General features: G+C 68.8%; 13 protein-coding genes and 1 pseudogene. 9 read left to right on the forward strand and 5 right to left on the reverse strand.

Annotated features, from left to right (window positions below):
- The first annotated feature begins 12 nt into the window (after window positions 1-12).
- The 4 genes from ACW9PK_RS07530 (at window position 13) to ACW9PK_RS07545 (ending at window position 5,049) form a co-directional block, all read left to right on the forward strand.
- A complete protein-coding gene (locus ACW9PK_RS07530) occupies window positions 13-1,173 on the forward strand; it encodes a histidinol-phosphate transaminase (RefSeq protein WP_457015456.1) in 1,161 nt (386 codons plus the stop codon).
- Between the two features lie 94 nt (window positions 1,174-1,267).
- Entirely contained in the window at window positions 1,268-2,449 is a 1,182-nt protein-coding gene (locus ACW9PK_RS07535; RefSeq protein ID WP_085106117.1) for a thiamine pyrophosphate-dependent enzyme, read from the forward strand.
- Window positions 2,446-3,420 carry an alpha-ketoacid dehydrogenase subunit beta gene (locus ACW9PK_RS07540; RefSeq protein WP_064847424.1) on the forward strand — a complete coding sequence of 325 codons (975 nt, stop codon included), beginning with the start codon at window positions 2,446-2,448 and terminating at the stop codon, window positions 3,418-3,420. The genes ACW9PK_RS07535 and ACW9PK_RS07540 overlap by 4 nt, the downstream gene beginning before the upstream one ends.
- Window positions 3,421-3,474: 54 nt before the next feature.
- Window positions 3,475-5,049 (forward strand): dihydrolipoamide acetyltransferase family protein, encoded by a 1,575-nt coding sequence (locus ACW9PK_RS07545; RefSeq protein WP_313362381.1) that lies wholly within the window; start codon window positions 3,475-3,477, stop codon window positions 5,047-5,049.
- Between the two features lie 3 nt (window positions 5,050-5,052).
- On the opposite strand, the gene ACW9PK_RS07550 is transcribed toward ACW9PK_RS07545, so the two are convergent.
- On the reverse strand, window positions 5,053-5,718 hold the full coding sequence (locus tag ACW9PK_RS07550) for a DNA-3-methyladenine glycosylase I (protein WP_098055082.1): 666 nt from the start codon (window positions 5,716-5,718) through the stop codon (window positions 5,053-5,055).
- 217 nt (window positions 5,719-5,935) lie between these two features.
- On the opposite strand from ACW9PK_RS07550, the gene ACW9PK_RS07555 reads away from it, so the two are divergent.
- A complete protein-coding gene (locus ACW9PK_RS07555; protein WP_457015457.1) occupies window positions 5,936-6,574 on the forward strand; it encodes a hypothetical protein in 639 nt (212 codons plus the stop codon).
- Window positions 6,575-6,632: 58 nt separating this feature from the next.
- On the opposite strand, the gene ACW9PK_RS07560 is transcribed toward ACW9PK_RS07555, so the two are convergent.
- The 4 genes from ACW9PK_RS07560 to ACW9PK_RS07575 all read right to left on the reverse strand — a co-directional run bounded on the left by ACW9PK_RS07560 (window position 6,633) and on the right by ACW9PK_RS07575 (window position 10,727).
- Entirely contained in the window at window positions 6,633-7,658 is a 1,026-nt protein-coding gene (locus tag ACW9PK_RS07560; protein ID WP_457015458.1) for a hypothetical protein, read from the reverse strand.
- Entirely contained in the window at window positions 7,655-8,962 is a 1,308-nt protein-coding gene (locus ACW9PK_RS07565; protein ID WP_457015459.1) for a sensor histidine kinase, read from the reverse strand. The genes ACW9PK_RS07560 and ACW9PK_RS07565 overlap by 4 nt, the downstream gene beginning before the upstream one ends.
- A gap of 19 nt (window positions 8,963-8,981) precedes the next feature.
- Window positions 8,982-9,698, reverse strand: a complete 717-nt coding sequence (locus ACW9PK_RS07570; RefSeq protein ID WP_085106122.1) for a LuxR C-terminal-related transcriptional regulator — start codon at window positions 9,696-9,698, stop codon at window positions 8,982-8,984.
- A gap of 63 nt (window positions 9,699-9,761) precedes the next feature.
- Window positions 9,762-10,727 (reverse strand): TIGR04086 family membrane protein, encoded by a 966-nt coding sequence (locus ACW9PK_RS07575; RefSeq protein ID WP_457015460.1) that lies wholly within the window; start codon window positions 10,725-10,727, stop codon window positions 9,762-9,764.
- A gap of 156 nt (window positions 10,728-10,883) precedes the next feature.
- On the opposite strand from ACW9PK_RS07575, the gene ACW9PK_RS07580 reads away from it, so the two are divergent.
- The 4 genes and pseudogenes from ACW9PK_RS07580 to ACW9PK_RS07595 form a co-directional block, all read left to right on the forward strand.
- The gene (locus tag ACW9PK_RS07580; RefSeq protein WP_167318049.1) at window positions 10,884-12,593 is read left to right on the forward strand and encodes a long-chain-fatty-acid--CoA ligase; all 1,710 of its coding nucleotides are present in this window, start codon (window positions 10,884-10,886) and stop codon (window positions 12,591-12,593) included.
- A 78-nt stretch (window positions 12,594-12,671) separates the two neighbouring features.
- Window positions 12,672-13,073: an AMP-binding protein gene (locus ACW9PK_RS07585; protein WP_457015461.1), complete on the forward strand. Its 402-nt coding sequence runs from the start codon at window positions 12,672-12,674 to the stop codon at window positions 13,071-13,073.
- Window positions 13,074-13,236: 163 nt separating this feature from the next.
- Window positions 13,237-13,581 (forward strand): AMP-binding enzyme, encoded by a 345-nt coding sequence (locus ACW9PK_RS07590; protein ID WP_457015462.1) that lies wholly within the window; start codon window positions 13,237-13,239, stop codon window positions 13,579-13,581.
- 54 nt (window positions 13,582-13,635) lie between these two features.
- Window positions 13,636-14,010, forward strand: a pseudogene (locus tag ACW9PK_RS07595) (MFS transporter); the annotation flags it as partial.
- Between the last annotated feature and the right edge of the window lie 69 nt (window positions 14,011-14,079).

Here is a 14,079-nt window from a genome sequence, read left to right on the forward strand (position 1 = left end):
AGCATGGCAGCTATGGAAACTTCCACGCCCGCTCCCGGATCGCAGGGGTCACCGCAGCGGACCACGCGCGTTACGCCGCGGGCGGTACTCGGCAAGCTCCCCGCGTACGCCGCGGGCAAGTCGGCCGCCGAGATCCCCGGTCTCGTGGCCTACAAGTTGGCATCCAACGAGAACCCCTTCGGTCCCGTTCCGGCTGTCCGGGAGGCGCTCGCGTCCTTCGACGCCTACAACCGCTATCCGGATCCCGCCGCGAGCGCCCTGCGTGAGGCTCTGGCGCAGTACCTGGACGTCCCCGCGCAGGACGTCGTGGCCGGTGCGGGCAGCCTGGGCGCACTCAACCAACTGCTCGCGGCCTTCGCCGGTTCCGGGGAGGACGGTCGCCCGGACGAGGTGATCCACGCGTGGCGCTCGTTCGAGGCGTATCCGATCTCGGTGGGTCTGGCCGGCGCGCTCGGCGTGCAGGTGCCCAACCTCCCGGACGGCTCGCACGATCTTGACGCGATGGCCCGCGCCGTCACCGACCGCACGCGGGTCATCCTGCTGTGCACCCCCAACAACCCCACGGGCCCCAGCCTGCGCGACGACGCCGTGCGCGAGTTCCTGAAGCGGGTCCCGTCCCACGTGGTGGTCGTCGTGGACGAGGCGTACTGGGAGTTCCAGCGCGCCGAGGGCCTGGCCGACGGCATCGAGCTCTACCGTGATCACCCCAATGTGGTCTCCCTGCGCACGTTCTCCAAGGCCCACGGTCTGGCCGGGCTGCGGGTGGGTTACACCGTGGCCCAGCAGGAGGTCACGCAGTACCTGCGCCAGAGCGCGCCGGCGTTCAGTGTCACGGAGGTGGCCCAGCTCGCTGCGATCGCGTCCCTCACGAACATCGACCAGGTCGAGGAACGGGTCCAGCGGGTCGTGGACGAACGGGAGCGCGTGCTGCGCGGACTCGACGACCTGGGGTGGCAGTACCCGCCCACCCAGGCGAACTTCGTGTGGCTGCCCCTCGGGGAGCACGGCGAAGCGTTCTCCCAGCTGTGCGATCAGCACGCCCTGTCCGTGCGGCGTTTCGGTGCGGAAGGGGTGCGCGTGAGTTTCGGGGAGCCCGAGGCGAACACCCGGTTCCTGGAACTGTGCGCCGCGTTCCCGCACCCCAGCACCATGCCCCTGCCTGGGCAGCCCTGAGACCGTTACGAGTACCGAGACCCCCGCGCACGCCCGGATCGCCGTGACGGTGGCGAGACGGCAGGCGAGGACAGCGGAAGGACCGACACCACCCATGGCATCACGCACCCACGCAGGCGCCGTGCCCAGCACGCTCCCGCGTCACCAGATCCTGGACGAACAGGGGGCGATCGCGGACGATGCCCTGTTGTCCCCGTACGTCGCGGACGTCACGGTCGAACAGTTGCAGCACCTCTACCGTTCCATGACCGGGGCGCGGCGCGTGGACGAGGAGGGTACCTCGCTGCAGCGTCAGGGCCAGCTCGTGCTGTGGGTGCCCCTGCGGGGTCAGGAGGCCGCCCAGGTCGGTTCTGTGTGGCCCACGCTGCCCACCGACCGGATCTTCCCGTCCTACCGCGAACACGCCGTGGCCTTAGAACGCGGTGTGGCGCCGTCCGATCTAATGCGGTTGTTCCGCGGCATCACGGCCGGGGGCTGGGACCCGGAGAAACACAACCTGAACCTCTACACCATGGTGCTCGCCTCCCAGGTCCCGCATGCGGTGGGTTACGCCATGGGAACCGCCCTGGACCGCAAGGCCGCCCAGGATGCGGGCACTCCGCCGGAAACCGCCCCGGAGGCCGTCATCGCGTACTTCGGGGACGGTGCGAGCACCGAGGGTGAGATCCACGAGTCCATGGTCTTCGCGGCGTCCTACGACACCCCCGTGCTGTTCTTCATCCAGAACAACCAGTGGGCCATCTCGGTCCCGTTCGCGACCCAGTCCCGCGTGCCCCTGGCCACGCGCGCGGCCGGTTACGGCTTCGAGGGATTGCGTGTGGACGGCAACGACATCCTGGGCGTCGTCGCGGCCACGCGGTACGCGCTCGAGAAGATCCGCGCGGGAGAGGGGCCCGTGCTGATCGAGGCGGAGACCTACCGCATGGGGGCCCACACCACGGCGGACGATCCCACCAAGTACCGCGAACGGGACGAGGAAGAGCAGTGGGGTCACCTGGATCCCGTGGACCGGCTGCGGGCCCACTTGCGGGACGCCCACGGGGTCGAGGACGAGTTCTTCGAGACCGTGGCGCGCGAGAACGACGAGATCGCGCAGCGCATGCGCGCGGACGTCCTGGCCATGACCCCGCCCCGGTTCGAGGACTCCTTCGCCAAGGCGTACGCCGAGCAGCATTCACTGGTGGACGCCGAACGCGCCGAGTACCTGGACTACCAGGCGGGCTTCGCACCCCAGGACGAGATGGACGACCACGACACCCGAGGAGCCGGCGCGTGACACAGCTGACCGTGGCCAAGGCCATCAATGCCGGGCTCGCACGGGCCATGGAGGAGAACCCCAAGGTCATGCTCATGGGGGAAGACATCGGCTCCCTGGGCGGCGTGTACCGCGTGACCGAGGGGCTAAAGTCCAGGTTCGGTGCGCACCGCGTGCTGGACACACCCCTCGGTGAGGCGGGGATCGTGGGCACCGCGGTGGGCCTCGCCGAACGCGGGTACCGGCCCGTGTGCGAGATCCAATTCGACGGGTTCACGTTCCCGGCGTTCAACCAGATCACGACCCAGCTGGCCAAGATCCACGCCCGCTCGGACGGGCAGCTCACGGTTCCCGTGACGATCCGCATCCCGTACGGAGGTGTGATCGGCTCCGTGGAACACCACTCGGAATCCCCGGAGGCGCTGTTCGCCCACACGGCGGGACTGCGCTTGCTCGCGCCGTCGAACGCGCAGGACGCCTACTGGATGTCGCAGCAGGCCATCGCGTGCGACGACCCCGTCATCATCTTCGAACCCAAGCGCCGGTACTGGCTCAAGGGCGAGGTGGACGAGAAGACTTCCCCGGGGGACCCGTTCAAGGCCTCCGTGATCCGCGAGGGTGAGGAAGCCACGATCGTGGCGTGGGGACCGCTCGTGCCCGTGGCGCTCGCCGCCGCCGAGGCCGCCCGGGAGGACGGGCGCAGCGTGGAGGTCATCGACCTGCGCAGCCTGTCACCCATCGACTTCGACACCGTCACGGCGTCCGTGCGCAAGACGGGTCGCCTGGTGATCGCCCACGAGGCCCCCACGTTCGGTGGTCTGGGCGGGGAGATCGCCGCGCGCGTCACCGAGCGTGCGTTCTACTCGCTCGAGGCTCCCGTGCTGCGCGTGGGCGCCTACCATCTGCCCTATCCTCCCGCAGCCGTGGAGGAGAACTACGTCCCGGATCTGGACCGGGTGCTCGAAGCACTCGACCGGTCCTTCGCCTACTAGAGCATCCACCCCACCGTGATCCGGCGCGGACACGGTGGCCCGGAGGGAGAAGTCATGTCCCAGGTATTCACACTGCCCGACGTGGGTGAGGGTCTGACCGAGGCCGACATCGTGGCCTGGAAGGTGTCCGAGGGGGACACCGTGTCCGTCAACCAGGTGCTCGTGGAGATCGAGACCGCCAAGTCCGTGGTGGAGCTGCCCTCGCCGTTCGAGGGCACGGTCCAGGAGATCCTCGTCGCGGAGGGGGACACCGTGGAGGTGGGCACGCCCATCATCTCCGTGAGCTCCGCCGACGACGCTCCCGCCGGTGCCACTGACCCCGGCTACACGGGTTCCGCCCCGGAGGACGGTCTGGCCGACGCCCCCGCGCCCGACACCGCCGCGTCGACCGGTGAGGACGCGACGTCCGGTTCGGGGCGCAGCATGGACTCCGCCCAGGGCAAGGCCCTCGTGGGCTCGGGGCCCAAGGCGGACCCGGTGCGTCGGCGGCGTCGTACCCGCGTGGGCATGCGCACGGACGCCGAGGCGCCCCAGGGTCTGAGCGCCTCGACCTCCCGCGCCGACGACGCCGCGGGGCCGGCCGACGAGCGCAAGCACGGTTGGGCGGACCGGTTGTCCCGCACGGGACTGGGAAGTGCCGCCGTGGACCTCGCGGAGAAGGCCGGGAAGATCCGGGACCGCGGGGAGTCCTGGTTGAAGTCTCGGGACGAGGGTGCCGAACAGGGGCCCGCCTCTGCGTCGATCCCGCGCCGTCCGAACCTGGCCAAGCCCCCGGTGCGCAAGGCGGCCAAGGAGATGGGCATCGATCTCGCGGACGTGCAGGCCACCGGCGACGGCGGCCAGGTCACCAAACGCGACCTGCTCGCCTACGCGGCACACCTGCGCGAGGTGGAGGACGGCCCGGACACGTTCTGGACCCACACCGGCCAGCCGGCCAACGCGCGGGAGGAACGCATCCGCGTCAAGGGCGTGCGCAAGGCCACCGCCCAGAACATGGTCAAGTCCGCCTTCAGCGCGCCCCACGTGTCGATCTTCGTGGAGGTGGACGCCTCACGGACCATGGAGTTCGTCAAGCGGCTCAAGCAGTCCCCGCACTTCGAGGGTGTGAAGGTCACGCCACTGTTGATCCTGGCCAAGGCCGTGATCTGGGCGGCCGCCCGCAACCCGCAGGTCAACGCCACGTGGACCGACACCGAGATCATCATCAAGCGCTACATGAACCTGGGCATCGCCGCGGCCACGCCCCGGGGTCTGCTGGTTCCCAACATCAAGGACGCGCAGGACCTCAGCCTCCGGGAGCTGGCGATCGCGCTGCACGAGCTGACGCAGACCGCGCGCGCCGGGCGCACCCAGCCGGGGGACATGCAGGGTGGGACGCTGTCCATCACGAACATCGGTGCGCTAGGCATCGACACGGGAACCCCCATCATCAACCCCGGTGAAGCCGCCATCGTGGCCTTCGGGACCATCAAGCAGAAGCCGTGGGTCGTGGACGGGGACGTCATCCCGCGGTGGATCACGACCCTGGGGGGTTCCTTCGATCACCGCGTGGTGGACGGTGACCTCTCCGCGCGGTTCATGGCGGACGTGGCCCGCATCCTCGAGGAACCCGCTCTGCTGCTTGACTGATGCTCAGCCGCCGTCGCCCGGCTCCGTGCGGAAGCACCCGGCGAGGTGGCCCGGTGCCCGGCCGATGCGCTGCAACCACCGGTAGGCGGTGACCGGGCCCACCAGCACGATGCCGTGGGATCGCAGCACCTGGGACAGTCGGCGGGACTCCGTGGAACTGTCCGGGAGTTCCAGCGCGTTGTCCGGCGCCGCTTCCGGGGCGTCACCCGGGAAGGGCACCCCGGCCTCCTCGAGCAGCGCGAGCCACCGGTCCATGTCCCAGTCCCGGCACACCTCCGCGTTGTGGATCACGGCCTCGATCTTGGCGCGGTTGCGGATGAGTTCGGCGTTGACGAGGAGGTCGTCCACGTCGTCTTCGTCGAACAGGGACACGCGGGCGGGTTCGAGATCGGCCATGTGGAGGTACCACGAACCGTGGCGCGCGGACTGCGACCACCGGGCCAGCCCCGAGTCCACGAGTTCCAGGGTGAGCGTGGCGAAGTACTCGTCCGCGCTCGAAGGGGCCGTCCCCCAGTCGTGATCGTGATCCGCGAGCGCCCCGGGTGTGCTCACGGCCCACGGGCAGCGCCGCAACCCGTCCCCGCAGTGCACCACCCGGAAGGCGGTGTGGGGCGTGGAATGTGAGGTGTCCTGGGCATCTGCCGAGGTGGTCTCCGATGAAGTCGTCATGGCAGCACGCTAGGGCGGGTGGTGTACTGTGATCCGCGCTCGCGGGCCCCCGGGTATCACCGGGGTGTGAACCCGCCCGGCGGGCGCGCTGTGCAGGGCGATTGCCGCGGGGCGGGACCGTCGTGGATGAGGCGGGTACATGGTGGGCGGGGCCGGTCCATGGCGGGGTCCGGCCGGTGCGGGGGGGTGCTACAACTACAGCTTTTCCCAATTCGCGGTGGGTACGGACGCGAACGGGCTGACGGGCACAGCCATCTCGCAGGTGAACGCGCCGTCCGCCGCAGTCACCACGAGAGTTGTCCGTGGCGGCAAAGCTGGGGCGGTGAATCCGCGCAGTGTCGGCCCGTCAACCGGGATGTACAGTTCGAAGTTCAACGGCAAGATGGATTACCAAGGCGAGCAGAACGGCTACCCGACGAGCACAGCCCCTTATCCCATCTCCGGGCTCACCCAGGCATCTCCCGGGCTCGTGCTGAACATCGGGTACAACACGACCACCAGGGTGACGTTTGAATTCCCGGTCCCACTGACGTCGGCGAGCATCACCATCCTGGACATCACCCGGTTAAACAGCACCCTGTCGAGTGGCGCATACCAGTACACAGACACCGTGACGATCGATCAACCCTGGGTCATGACGGGGGACTTGACGTCCGCCAACGCGACGAGGGGTGCTGCGGGGGCCACCTTTTTTCGTTCGGCGGAGTACGTGAGTTCACAGACGAAAACGGTACGGAACGTCATGAGCACGAATACGACATCGCGGTTCTCGTCTCTGACCTTCACCTATGCGGCGCCGGTCGCGGGCGGGTGGGAGTTCCTCGCCATTCCCAGCATCAGCTTCTGCGTGGCCTGACCGGGAGACGCAGCGCCGTGGCGTCGTCATGCGGAATGCACGCTCGAGGCATCCGGGTTCAGAAAACGGAAACGGCCCCCGTGCCGTCTGCGATCTCCACGGCCACGGGATCGGCGTCCGGGTCCTGGGAGTCGTGGACGATGAACACCGCGGTGGGGTCACCCGGGGGCAGGGCCCGCACGGTCACGGCGCCGGAGCGGGCGTCCGCGAGGATCGCCGAGAGCTGCTGTGTGGTGGCTTCCAGAACCTCGGGCGACGGAGCACTGCCGCGCTCGTCCAGGATGTCCACGGTGATCCCCCGGGCACGTGCCGCGCGGGTGAGCTCCAGGATGTAGGGCGTCGCGATGGAGCGACCGCGGATGCTGTCCCGCAGTTGGGCCTCGGTGAGGCGGAACTGCTGGACGTCGTAGTCGGTCACCTCGGAGGAATCCTTGGCGATCTGCTCCAGCAGCCCACCGGCCAACCGGCGGACCTCGTCCACCCGCCGGTTGGAGGCGTAGCGCATCCCCTTCTCGGCCTCGTCGCGGCTGCGCGCGGTGGCCAGTAGGCGCTGGGTGTCCTGTCTGCGCCGCATGAAGAAGTCGTACTGCCGCTCAACCATCCACGTCACGAGCACCACGGCGATGCCCACCACGTGATATGCCTCGATGGGCATGATTACCCCGTTGACCACGGGCCACCGGCTCACGGACAACACCGTGACACCGAGCCACACCGCGAAGGCCCAGCCGGGGCGGCGTCGCATCCCCAGGCCGAACAACAGGGCGATAAACCCGAGATGGAACCACGGGGTCTGTCCCGCCTGCAGCGTCACGGGGGTCGCGGCGTAGCCCTGCTGGGCGGCCACCAGGAACAGGACGGACGTCAACGCGGTGGGGATCAGGGGGAACTGGGAACCGTCCCAGCGGGGTAGCGCGATGATGGACCCGGCCAGCGCGTAGTTCACCACGGACACGGCCAACTGCTCGGGTCGGATGGAATCCTGGAGGTAGCCCACGGCGGCCACGAAGGGTGCGCAGAATGCCGCCAGTAGGATGAAGCGCATGTAGCGGTGGGCGAAGACCGCGCGCGTGGACCCGCTCATGCCGTCACGTCCTTGGGCCACACCAGCGTCACACGCGTCCCACGCCCCGGTGCGGTGTCCAGGGACACTCGTCCGCCGATGGACTCAAGGTTCTCCACGATGGACACGCGCACCCCTAGCCGCCGGTTGGGGACGTCGTGGTAGTTGAAGCCCCGGCCGTCGTCACTGATCGTGAACCGCAGGAAGAAGCCCTCGGGATTGGTCCCGCTGGCGGGGCATAGCTCACCCTCCATCGACACGGTCGTGTACTCACTGCCCGAGTGCCGGGCGCTGTTGGACACCGCTTCCGTCACGGCCTGGGTCAAACCGTGCGCCACGTCCGCGGGGACGAACACCCGCGGTTCGCCCACGGGCCGCATGGGTGCCCGCAGGTTGGTGAATCGCACACGTGCGCGCCACGGGGCGAGGGCCTCCATGAGCTCGTCCATGAGCACGTGGACCATCACGGTGTGGTTCGCGGAGGAGCGGTCGGACTCCTCGGCCAGGATGTCCAGGGCCCGTGCGGCGAGCTGGCGCGTGCGCTTGGGTAGGACACCCCGGGTGCGGGACGCGTCCAACAGGGCGGCCATCACGTTGTCGTGGATCAACCGGTCGATCCGCTCCTGGTCGGCGGTCTCCGAACGGCTGCGCCGCAGCGCGAGCGTCTGCGACAAGGCCTCGGCGTAGGCGATGTCCATGCGCTCGACACCGTGCTTGCCGACGGTGAGGACCACCACGAGCATGAGGCTGAACACCATGCGGGAGAGTCCCGCCGTGAGCCATGACTCCGGGATGGGCTCCGCGGTGATGAGCAGGGCGGAGATCAGGGCGTACACGCCCTCGTTCATGATCATGTACAGGATGGCGGCTGTGGGGCTCCACAGCACCGCCGCCGCTCCCACCGCCAGGATGATGAACCCCGAGATCCAGGGGTTCTGGGGCATGGGCTCACCCGTCCACGCGAGCGGCAGGGCCAGGATGGCCGCGGAGACCACGGCCGTGTAGGCCAGGAACACCCAGGGGCGCACGGAATGGCGCAACCCGTAGAACAGGGTGAGGCCGGTGAGCACCGCGAGCGCCAACAGGAAGATCGTGTACCACCCGTGGAGGGAGTGCTGCTGTTGCGCGAAGATGGGCAGCGCCTCGATCAGATGGGTCACGGCGAACACGCCGAAGCCGATCATCGCGAACCAGTGGGCGCGGTAGGTGTTCAGCCCGAGCTCCTCCGGGGCGGTGGTCGCGAAGAAGCGCTTCCACCGCAACCGTGTGTTGACCGTCCGGTAGGAGCGGGCCCGGCCCTCCGGTGGCCTCCCCAGCAGGATCACGGGGTGTCCGGTGGGGGAATCACAGCTTCTTCTCGGCGCTCGTCACGTCGTCCTCGGGGTCCACGAGACCGTCCTCGATCGCGCGGATCCGCAGGTCGATCTTGGTGGGGGCCGGGCGCCCGATCCGCGCGTACTTCTCACGGATCCGGTCGATGTTGGTCTTCACCGCGGACTGCTTGATCCCCATGCGGCGGGCGACCTGCACCTGGGCGAACCCGGAGGCGTACAGGCGCAGGGTCTCGCGTTCGCGCGGGGACAGGGCGGCGCGGGAGAACTCGACGTCCCCGTCGATGGCCGCGGCCAGTTCTTTGGTGATCACGGGTTTGCCGTCCGCAATCGCCCGCGCCTCCTCGATGGCGTGCTCGAGCGGGTCCGATTTGCGCACCAACCCCAGGGCGCCGGCGCGCAGCGCCTCGCGGATCAACCCGGCGTTCTCGCCGATGCTGAAGATCAGCACCTTCATCCCGGCGCTGCGCAACCGTTCCACGTTGCCCGCCGGGCGTGACTTGTCCGCCAGGGACAGGTCCAGCAGGACGACGTCGCACTCGATGCGTTTCGAGCCCTGCGCGGTGAGGGCGGGATTCTCCGGGTCCCGGCCCAACTGGTCCAACAGGGTGGACACGGAATCCGATGATCCCACGAGCTTGACGTCCGCGAGCGATGTCATGGACACCAGACGCACGCCTTCACGGACCACTTCATGATCGTCGACTACGGCGACGAGTGTTGAAGGCATAGAAAATTCCTCCGTACTCCCCAGTGAGGACCCAGCCCAGGCCCTCGACAGAACGGAAGTCTACTAGCTTATTGCATTCGAAACCGTCCAGGCGTCCACTTTACGGTGGTAGCGCATGCCCCACACCCCGCCCAGGACCGCGCCCGCGAGTCCCAGCAGCACGAGACCCGAGAGCGCGATGAGACCCATTCCCACATCGCTCCCGATCAGCTCCTGCGCGACCCAGCGGGGACCGGCCGCCGTGGCGGCGTCGGCCCACAGCAACACCACGACCGAGGCGATGGCGCGCGCCAGCAGGGACCACAGCCACACGCTCACGCCCTGGGCGACCCCCGAGAAGCGCGCCATGCGCCCGGCCACGTACCCTCCCGCGATCATCGAGAGCAGTTCCACGACGCCCAGGACGGCGACGGCGATCCACGACTGCGCCGCCCCCGGCGCCTGCCATGCCCGGGCCAGGGTATCGCCCGCTCCCCGGGTCACGTCCAGGCCCAGCTGGGGTCCCAGCAGTCCGGCGAGCGTGAGCAACAGGCCACCCAGTGAGATGGCCGTGAGCAGTCCCAACACCCCGGGGATCAGTTGCATACCGCCGAAGTGCTGGCGCTGCCGCCGCCGCAGTTCCTCCACTGTGGGCCGGGCCGCGGTGGTGGAGCCCTCCGGGCGCACCGCGGGGCGCATGGAGTCCCACGCGGCCTCGGCCGAGATCCGCTCGCTCGGGGGTGTGAGGTGGTCGTCGCCCACGGGGTCCGTGTTGCCGGAGCGCTCGTCCCGCGGGTGCAGGCGTCCGGAGGCGACGCCGGTGCGTCCCGTGCGCGGTGCCGTGTCCCGGGCGGGGGAGCGGACGTCGTCGTACGGGGAGACCGACGGCAGGGCGGCGGTGTCGCCGGCCGCGGCGTCGTCGTGCCGGACCTCGGGACGGGGGAGGGGGCGCGTGGCCTGGGCATCGCCGGCGGGGCTCACCCGGGAGGTCGGCTCGGTCCAGGGTGCGTTGCCGTCATCGAGAGGATCGCGAGCGGTGGAGGGGGACATGGAGGGCCTCGATTCGGCGGGGATTCCGGTGGCGGGTCCCCAGAAGTCTATCGAGACCGGGTCCGTGGGACGGGTCCGGGGCGCCGGGTGCGACGTCGTCGTGGGACGCGGGCGAATGTCCCGCGGCGGGCCGGGCGGGACGGTAGCCTCGCTGACATGGCTGAGACGAATTCCCGAGACTTCCTGGCGACCCGCCCGTGGACGGCGAGCTACGACCCCGGCGTTCCCCGAGACCTGGAGCTGCCCGAGACCTCCCTGGTGCACATGCTCGAGAAATCGGTGGCCCGCCACGGCGCGAAGACGGCGGTCGAGTTCTTCGGCGCGGGAATGACGTACGCGCAGCTCGGTGACCAGGTGCGACGGGTCGCGGAAGGACTGCGGCTGCTGGGCGTGCAGGCCGGGGACCGCGTGGCCATCGTGCTGCCCAACTGCCCCCAGCACATCGTGGCCTTCTACGCCGCCCTGCGGCTCGGGGCCATCGTGGTGGAACACAACCCGCTGTACACGACCCCGGAACTGCGCCACCAGTTCGAGGACCACGGTGCGCGCGTGGTGATCGCGTGGGACAAGGTCGCCGCGAGGATCACCGGGATGCCCAAGGACCTGGCCGTCGAGCACGTCGTGGCCGTGGACATCACCGCGAGCATGCCCACGATGATGCGCGTGGGACTGCGCCTGCCCCTCAAGAAGCTCGCCGAGCAGCGCCGAGAGCTCACCCAGCCGGCCCCGGGGACCATCGCGTGGAAGTCCCTCGTGGACTCCGACCCGATCCGTGAGGACCACCCCCGGCCCGCGGCCACGGACATCGCCCTGCTGCAGTACACGTCCGGGACCACGGGCCTGCCCAAGGGCGCCATGCTGAGCCACCGCAACCTGGAGTCCAACGCCGTGATGGGCCAGCACTGGTTGGACAGCTCGTCCGACGAGGTCGTCTACGGCGTGCTGCCCCTGTTCCACGCCTTCGGGCTGACCCTGGGTGTCACGTTCGCGATGTCCCTGGGCGCTAAGCTCGTCCTGTTCCCCACCGTGCGCGCGGACCTCATCCTGCGGGCCATGAAGAAGAGCATGCCCACGGTGCTGCCGGCCGTCCCGCCCGTGTACCAGAAGGTGCTCGACGCCGCCGCTGAGCAGGGGAAGGATCTCACCGGCATCCGGGTGGCGGTGTCCGGAGCCATGACCTTGCCCGTGCCCCTGGTCGAGACGTGGGAGGACGCCACGGGCGGGGTGCTGATTGAAGGCTACGGCCTCACCGAGTGCTCCCCGTTGGTCGCGTGCAACCCCCTCAACGAGCACCGCCGTTCGGGTTCGATCGGCATCCCCTTCCCCAGCACGGACGTGCGCATGGTGGATCCGGAGACGGGTGAGGACGTTCCCGTGGACGCGGAGGGTGAGCTGCTGGTCAAGGGCCCCCAGGTCACGCAGGGCTACTGGAAGCGCCCCGAGGAGACCGCGAAACTGTTCACGGGGGACGGCTGGCTGCGCACCGGTGACATCGTGACGGTGGACCAGGACGGCTTCCTGCGCGTGGTGGACCGGATCAAGGAAGTGGTGATCACCGGCGGCTTCAACGTGGCCCCCTCCGAGGTGGAGACCGCCCTGAAACTGCACGACAGTGTCGCGGACGCGGCCGTGGTGGGCATCCCCAACGACGACGGCAACGAGACCGTGGTTGCGGCGGTCGTGCTGGAATCCGGGGTCACCCTAGATGAGGACGCCCTGCGCAAGCACTGCTACGACAAGGTCACCCGCTACAAGGTGCCGCGCCGGATCGTGGCCATGGACGACCTGCCCCGCACGATGCTCGGTAAGACCCTGCGGCGAGCGGTCAAGCAGGACATCATCAAGAACAACCTGTTGGACTCCTGACACCTCATCGGCCGGGATCAGCTCGGTCGGAACAACTCCTGCCGAACGGGCGGGCACCACGGGGGCCGGGTGGCCTACATGGGGTTCAACCACCCCGCCCTGCTGGAGACGTTCTTCGCCGCGGGATCGATCGGGGCGGCCGCAGTCCTGGTGAACCCCCGGCTGCGGCTGGCGGAAGTGGAGTACATTCTGGGCGACTGCGGTGCCACCACCGTGGTCTTCGGGCAGGACCAACGCGAGAATGCTGCGGGTCTGGAGGCCGAACTGACCGGCGTGCGCTCCTGGGTGAGTATGGACGGCGGCGGACCCGGGGAGGAGTACGAGCGGTTCCTGGCCTCCGGTTCCGAGGAGCTCGTGGACGAACCGGTGGAGCAGGACGACCTGGCCCTGATCATGTACACGTCCGGGACCACGGGCCGGCCCGAGGGTGCCACGCTCACGCACCGGACAACCTGTTCTACCAGTACGTCAACACCCTGATCGGTCAGGACCCGCGCCAGGACGAGGACCACCTGGCCGTGGCGCCCCTGTTCCACATTGCCGGGCTGACCATGATGACGCTGCCCACATTCATGCTGGGCGGGACCATCATCATCCACCGTCAGTTCCGCACCCCGGACGTGGTGACTCCGGGGGCATCGCCGTGGAGGACGAGGACGGGTACCTCTACGTCAAGGACCGCATGAAGGACATGTACATCTCGGGCGGGGAGAACGTGTACCTCGCGGAGGTGGAGAACGCCCTGCCGGGTCTCGAGGAGATCCAGGAAGCGGCCGTGATCGGTGTGCCGGACGGGCGTTGGGGCGAGACCGGCCGCGCGTTCGTCGTGCTGTTCGAGGACGCCCCCGAGCTGAGCGGGAACGAGATCCTCACTCGGCTGCGCGAGGGGCTGGCCACCTACAAGCTTCGCACCCGGGTGGAGGTCGTGGCCGAACTGCCGCGCACCACGGGCAAAATCCAGAAGAACGTCCTGCGCGAACGCGCCTGATCCCGAGGAACCACCATGTCATCAACCACCGCCCCGGGGACCGAGCTGCGGTCCATGGATCGCAGGTCGCAGGACAGGGAAGCGCGCCGCGTGATCCTCTCCAGCTACCTGGGCTCCACCATCGAGTACTACGACTTCCTGCTCTCCGCCTCCGCGCTGGTGTTTCCGCACGTGTTCTTCCAGGACCTGGACCCGGTGGCCGGCGTGATCGCCTCCTACGGGACGTTCGCCGCGGGGTACCTCGCGCGGCCCCTGTGCGGTGCGATCTTCGGTCACTTCGGGGACAAACTGGGCCGGAAGAAGATGCTCATCCTGCCCATGTTCGTCATGGGTATCGGCTCCACGCTGATCGGGCTGATCCCGTCCTCCGTGAGCATCGGTTCGCGGGGTGCGATCCTGCTCATCCTGCTGCGCGTATTCCAGGGCATCCCGGCTTCCGCCGGTGTGCACTTCGGCGTCGTCGAATTCTGACAATATCTATTTCTAATCCCTGTGATT

Source organism: Kocuria sp. MNB10, assembly GCF_054073685.1.

What these genes read in the sequence shown, in the direction of transcription:
- ACW9PK_RS07535 (WP_085106117.1), top strand. Translation starts at nt 1,268, where the DNA reads ATGGCATCACGCACCCACGCAGGCGCCGTGCCCAGCACGCTCCCGCGT.
- ACW9PK_RS07560 (WP_457015458.1), bottom strand. Translation starts at nt 7,658, where the DNA reads ATGAGCGGGTCCACGCGCGCGGTCTTCGCCCACCGCTACATGCGCTTC.
- ACW9PK_RS07570 (WP_085106122.1), bottom strand. Translation starts at nt 9,698, where the DNA reads ATGCCTTCAACACTCGTCGCCGTAGTCGACGATCATGAAGTGGTCCGT.
- ACW9PK_RS07530 (WP_457015456.1), top strand. Translation starts at nt 13, where the DNA reads ATGGAAACTTCCACGCCCGCTCCCGGATCGCAGGGGTCACCGCAGCGG.
- ACW9PK_RS07550 (WP_098055082.1), bottom strand. Translation starts at nt 5,718, where the DNA reads ATGACGACTTCATCGGAGACCACCTCGGCAGATGCCCAGGACACCTCA.
- ACW9PK_RS07545 (WP_313362381.1), top strand. Translation starts at nt 3,475, where the DNA reads ATGTCCCAGGTATTCACACTGCCCGACGTGGGTGAGGGTCTGACCGAG.
- ACW9PK_RS07575 (WP_457015460.1), bottom strand. Translation starts at nt 10,727, where the DNA reads ATGTCCCCCTCCACCGCTCGCGATCCTCTCGATGACGGCAACGCACCC.
- ACW9PK_RS07585 (WP_457015461.1), top strand. Translation starts at nt 12,672, where the DNA reads ATGGGGTTCAACCACCCCGCCCTGCTGGAGACGTTCTTCGCCGCGGGA.
- ACW9PK_RS07580 (WP_167318049.1), top strand. Translation starts at nt 10,884, where the DNA reads ATGGCTGAGACGAATTCCCGAGACTTCCTGGCGACCCGCCCGTGGACG.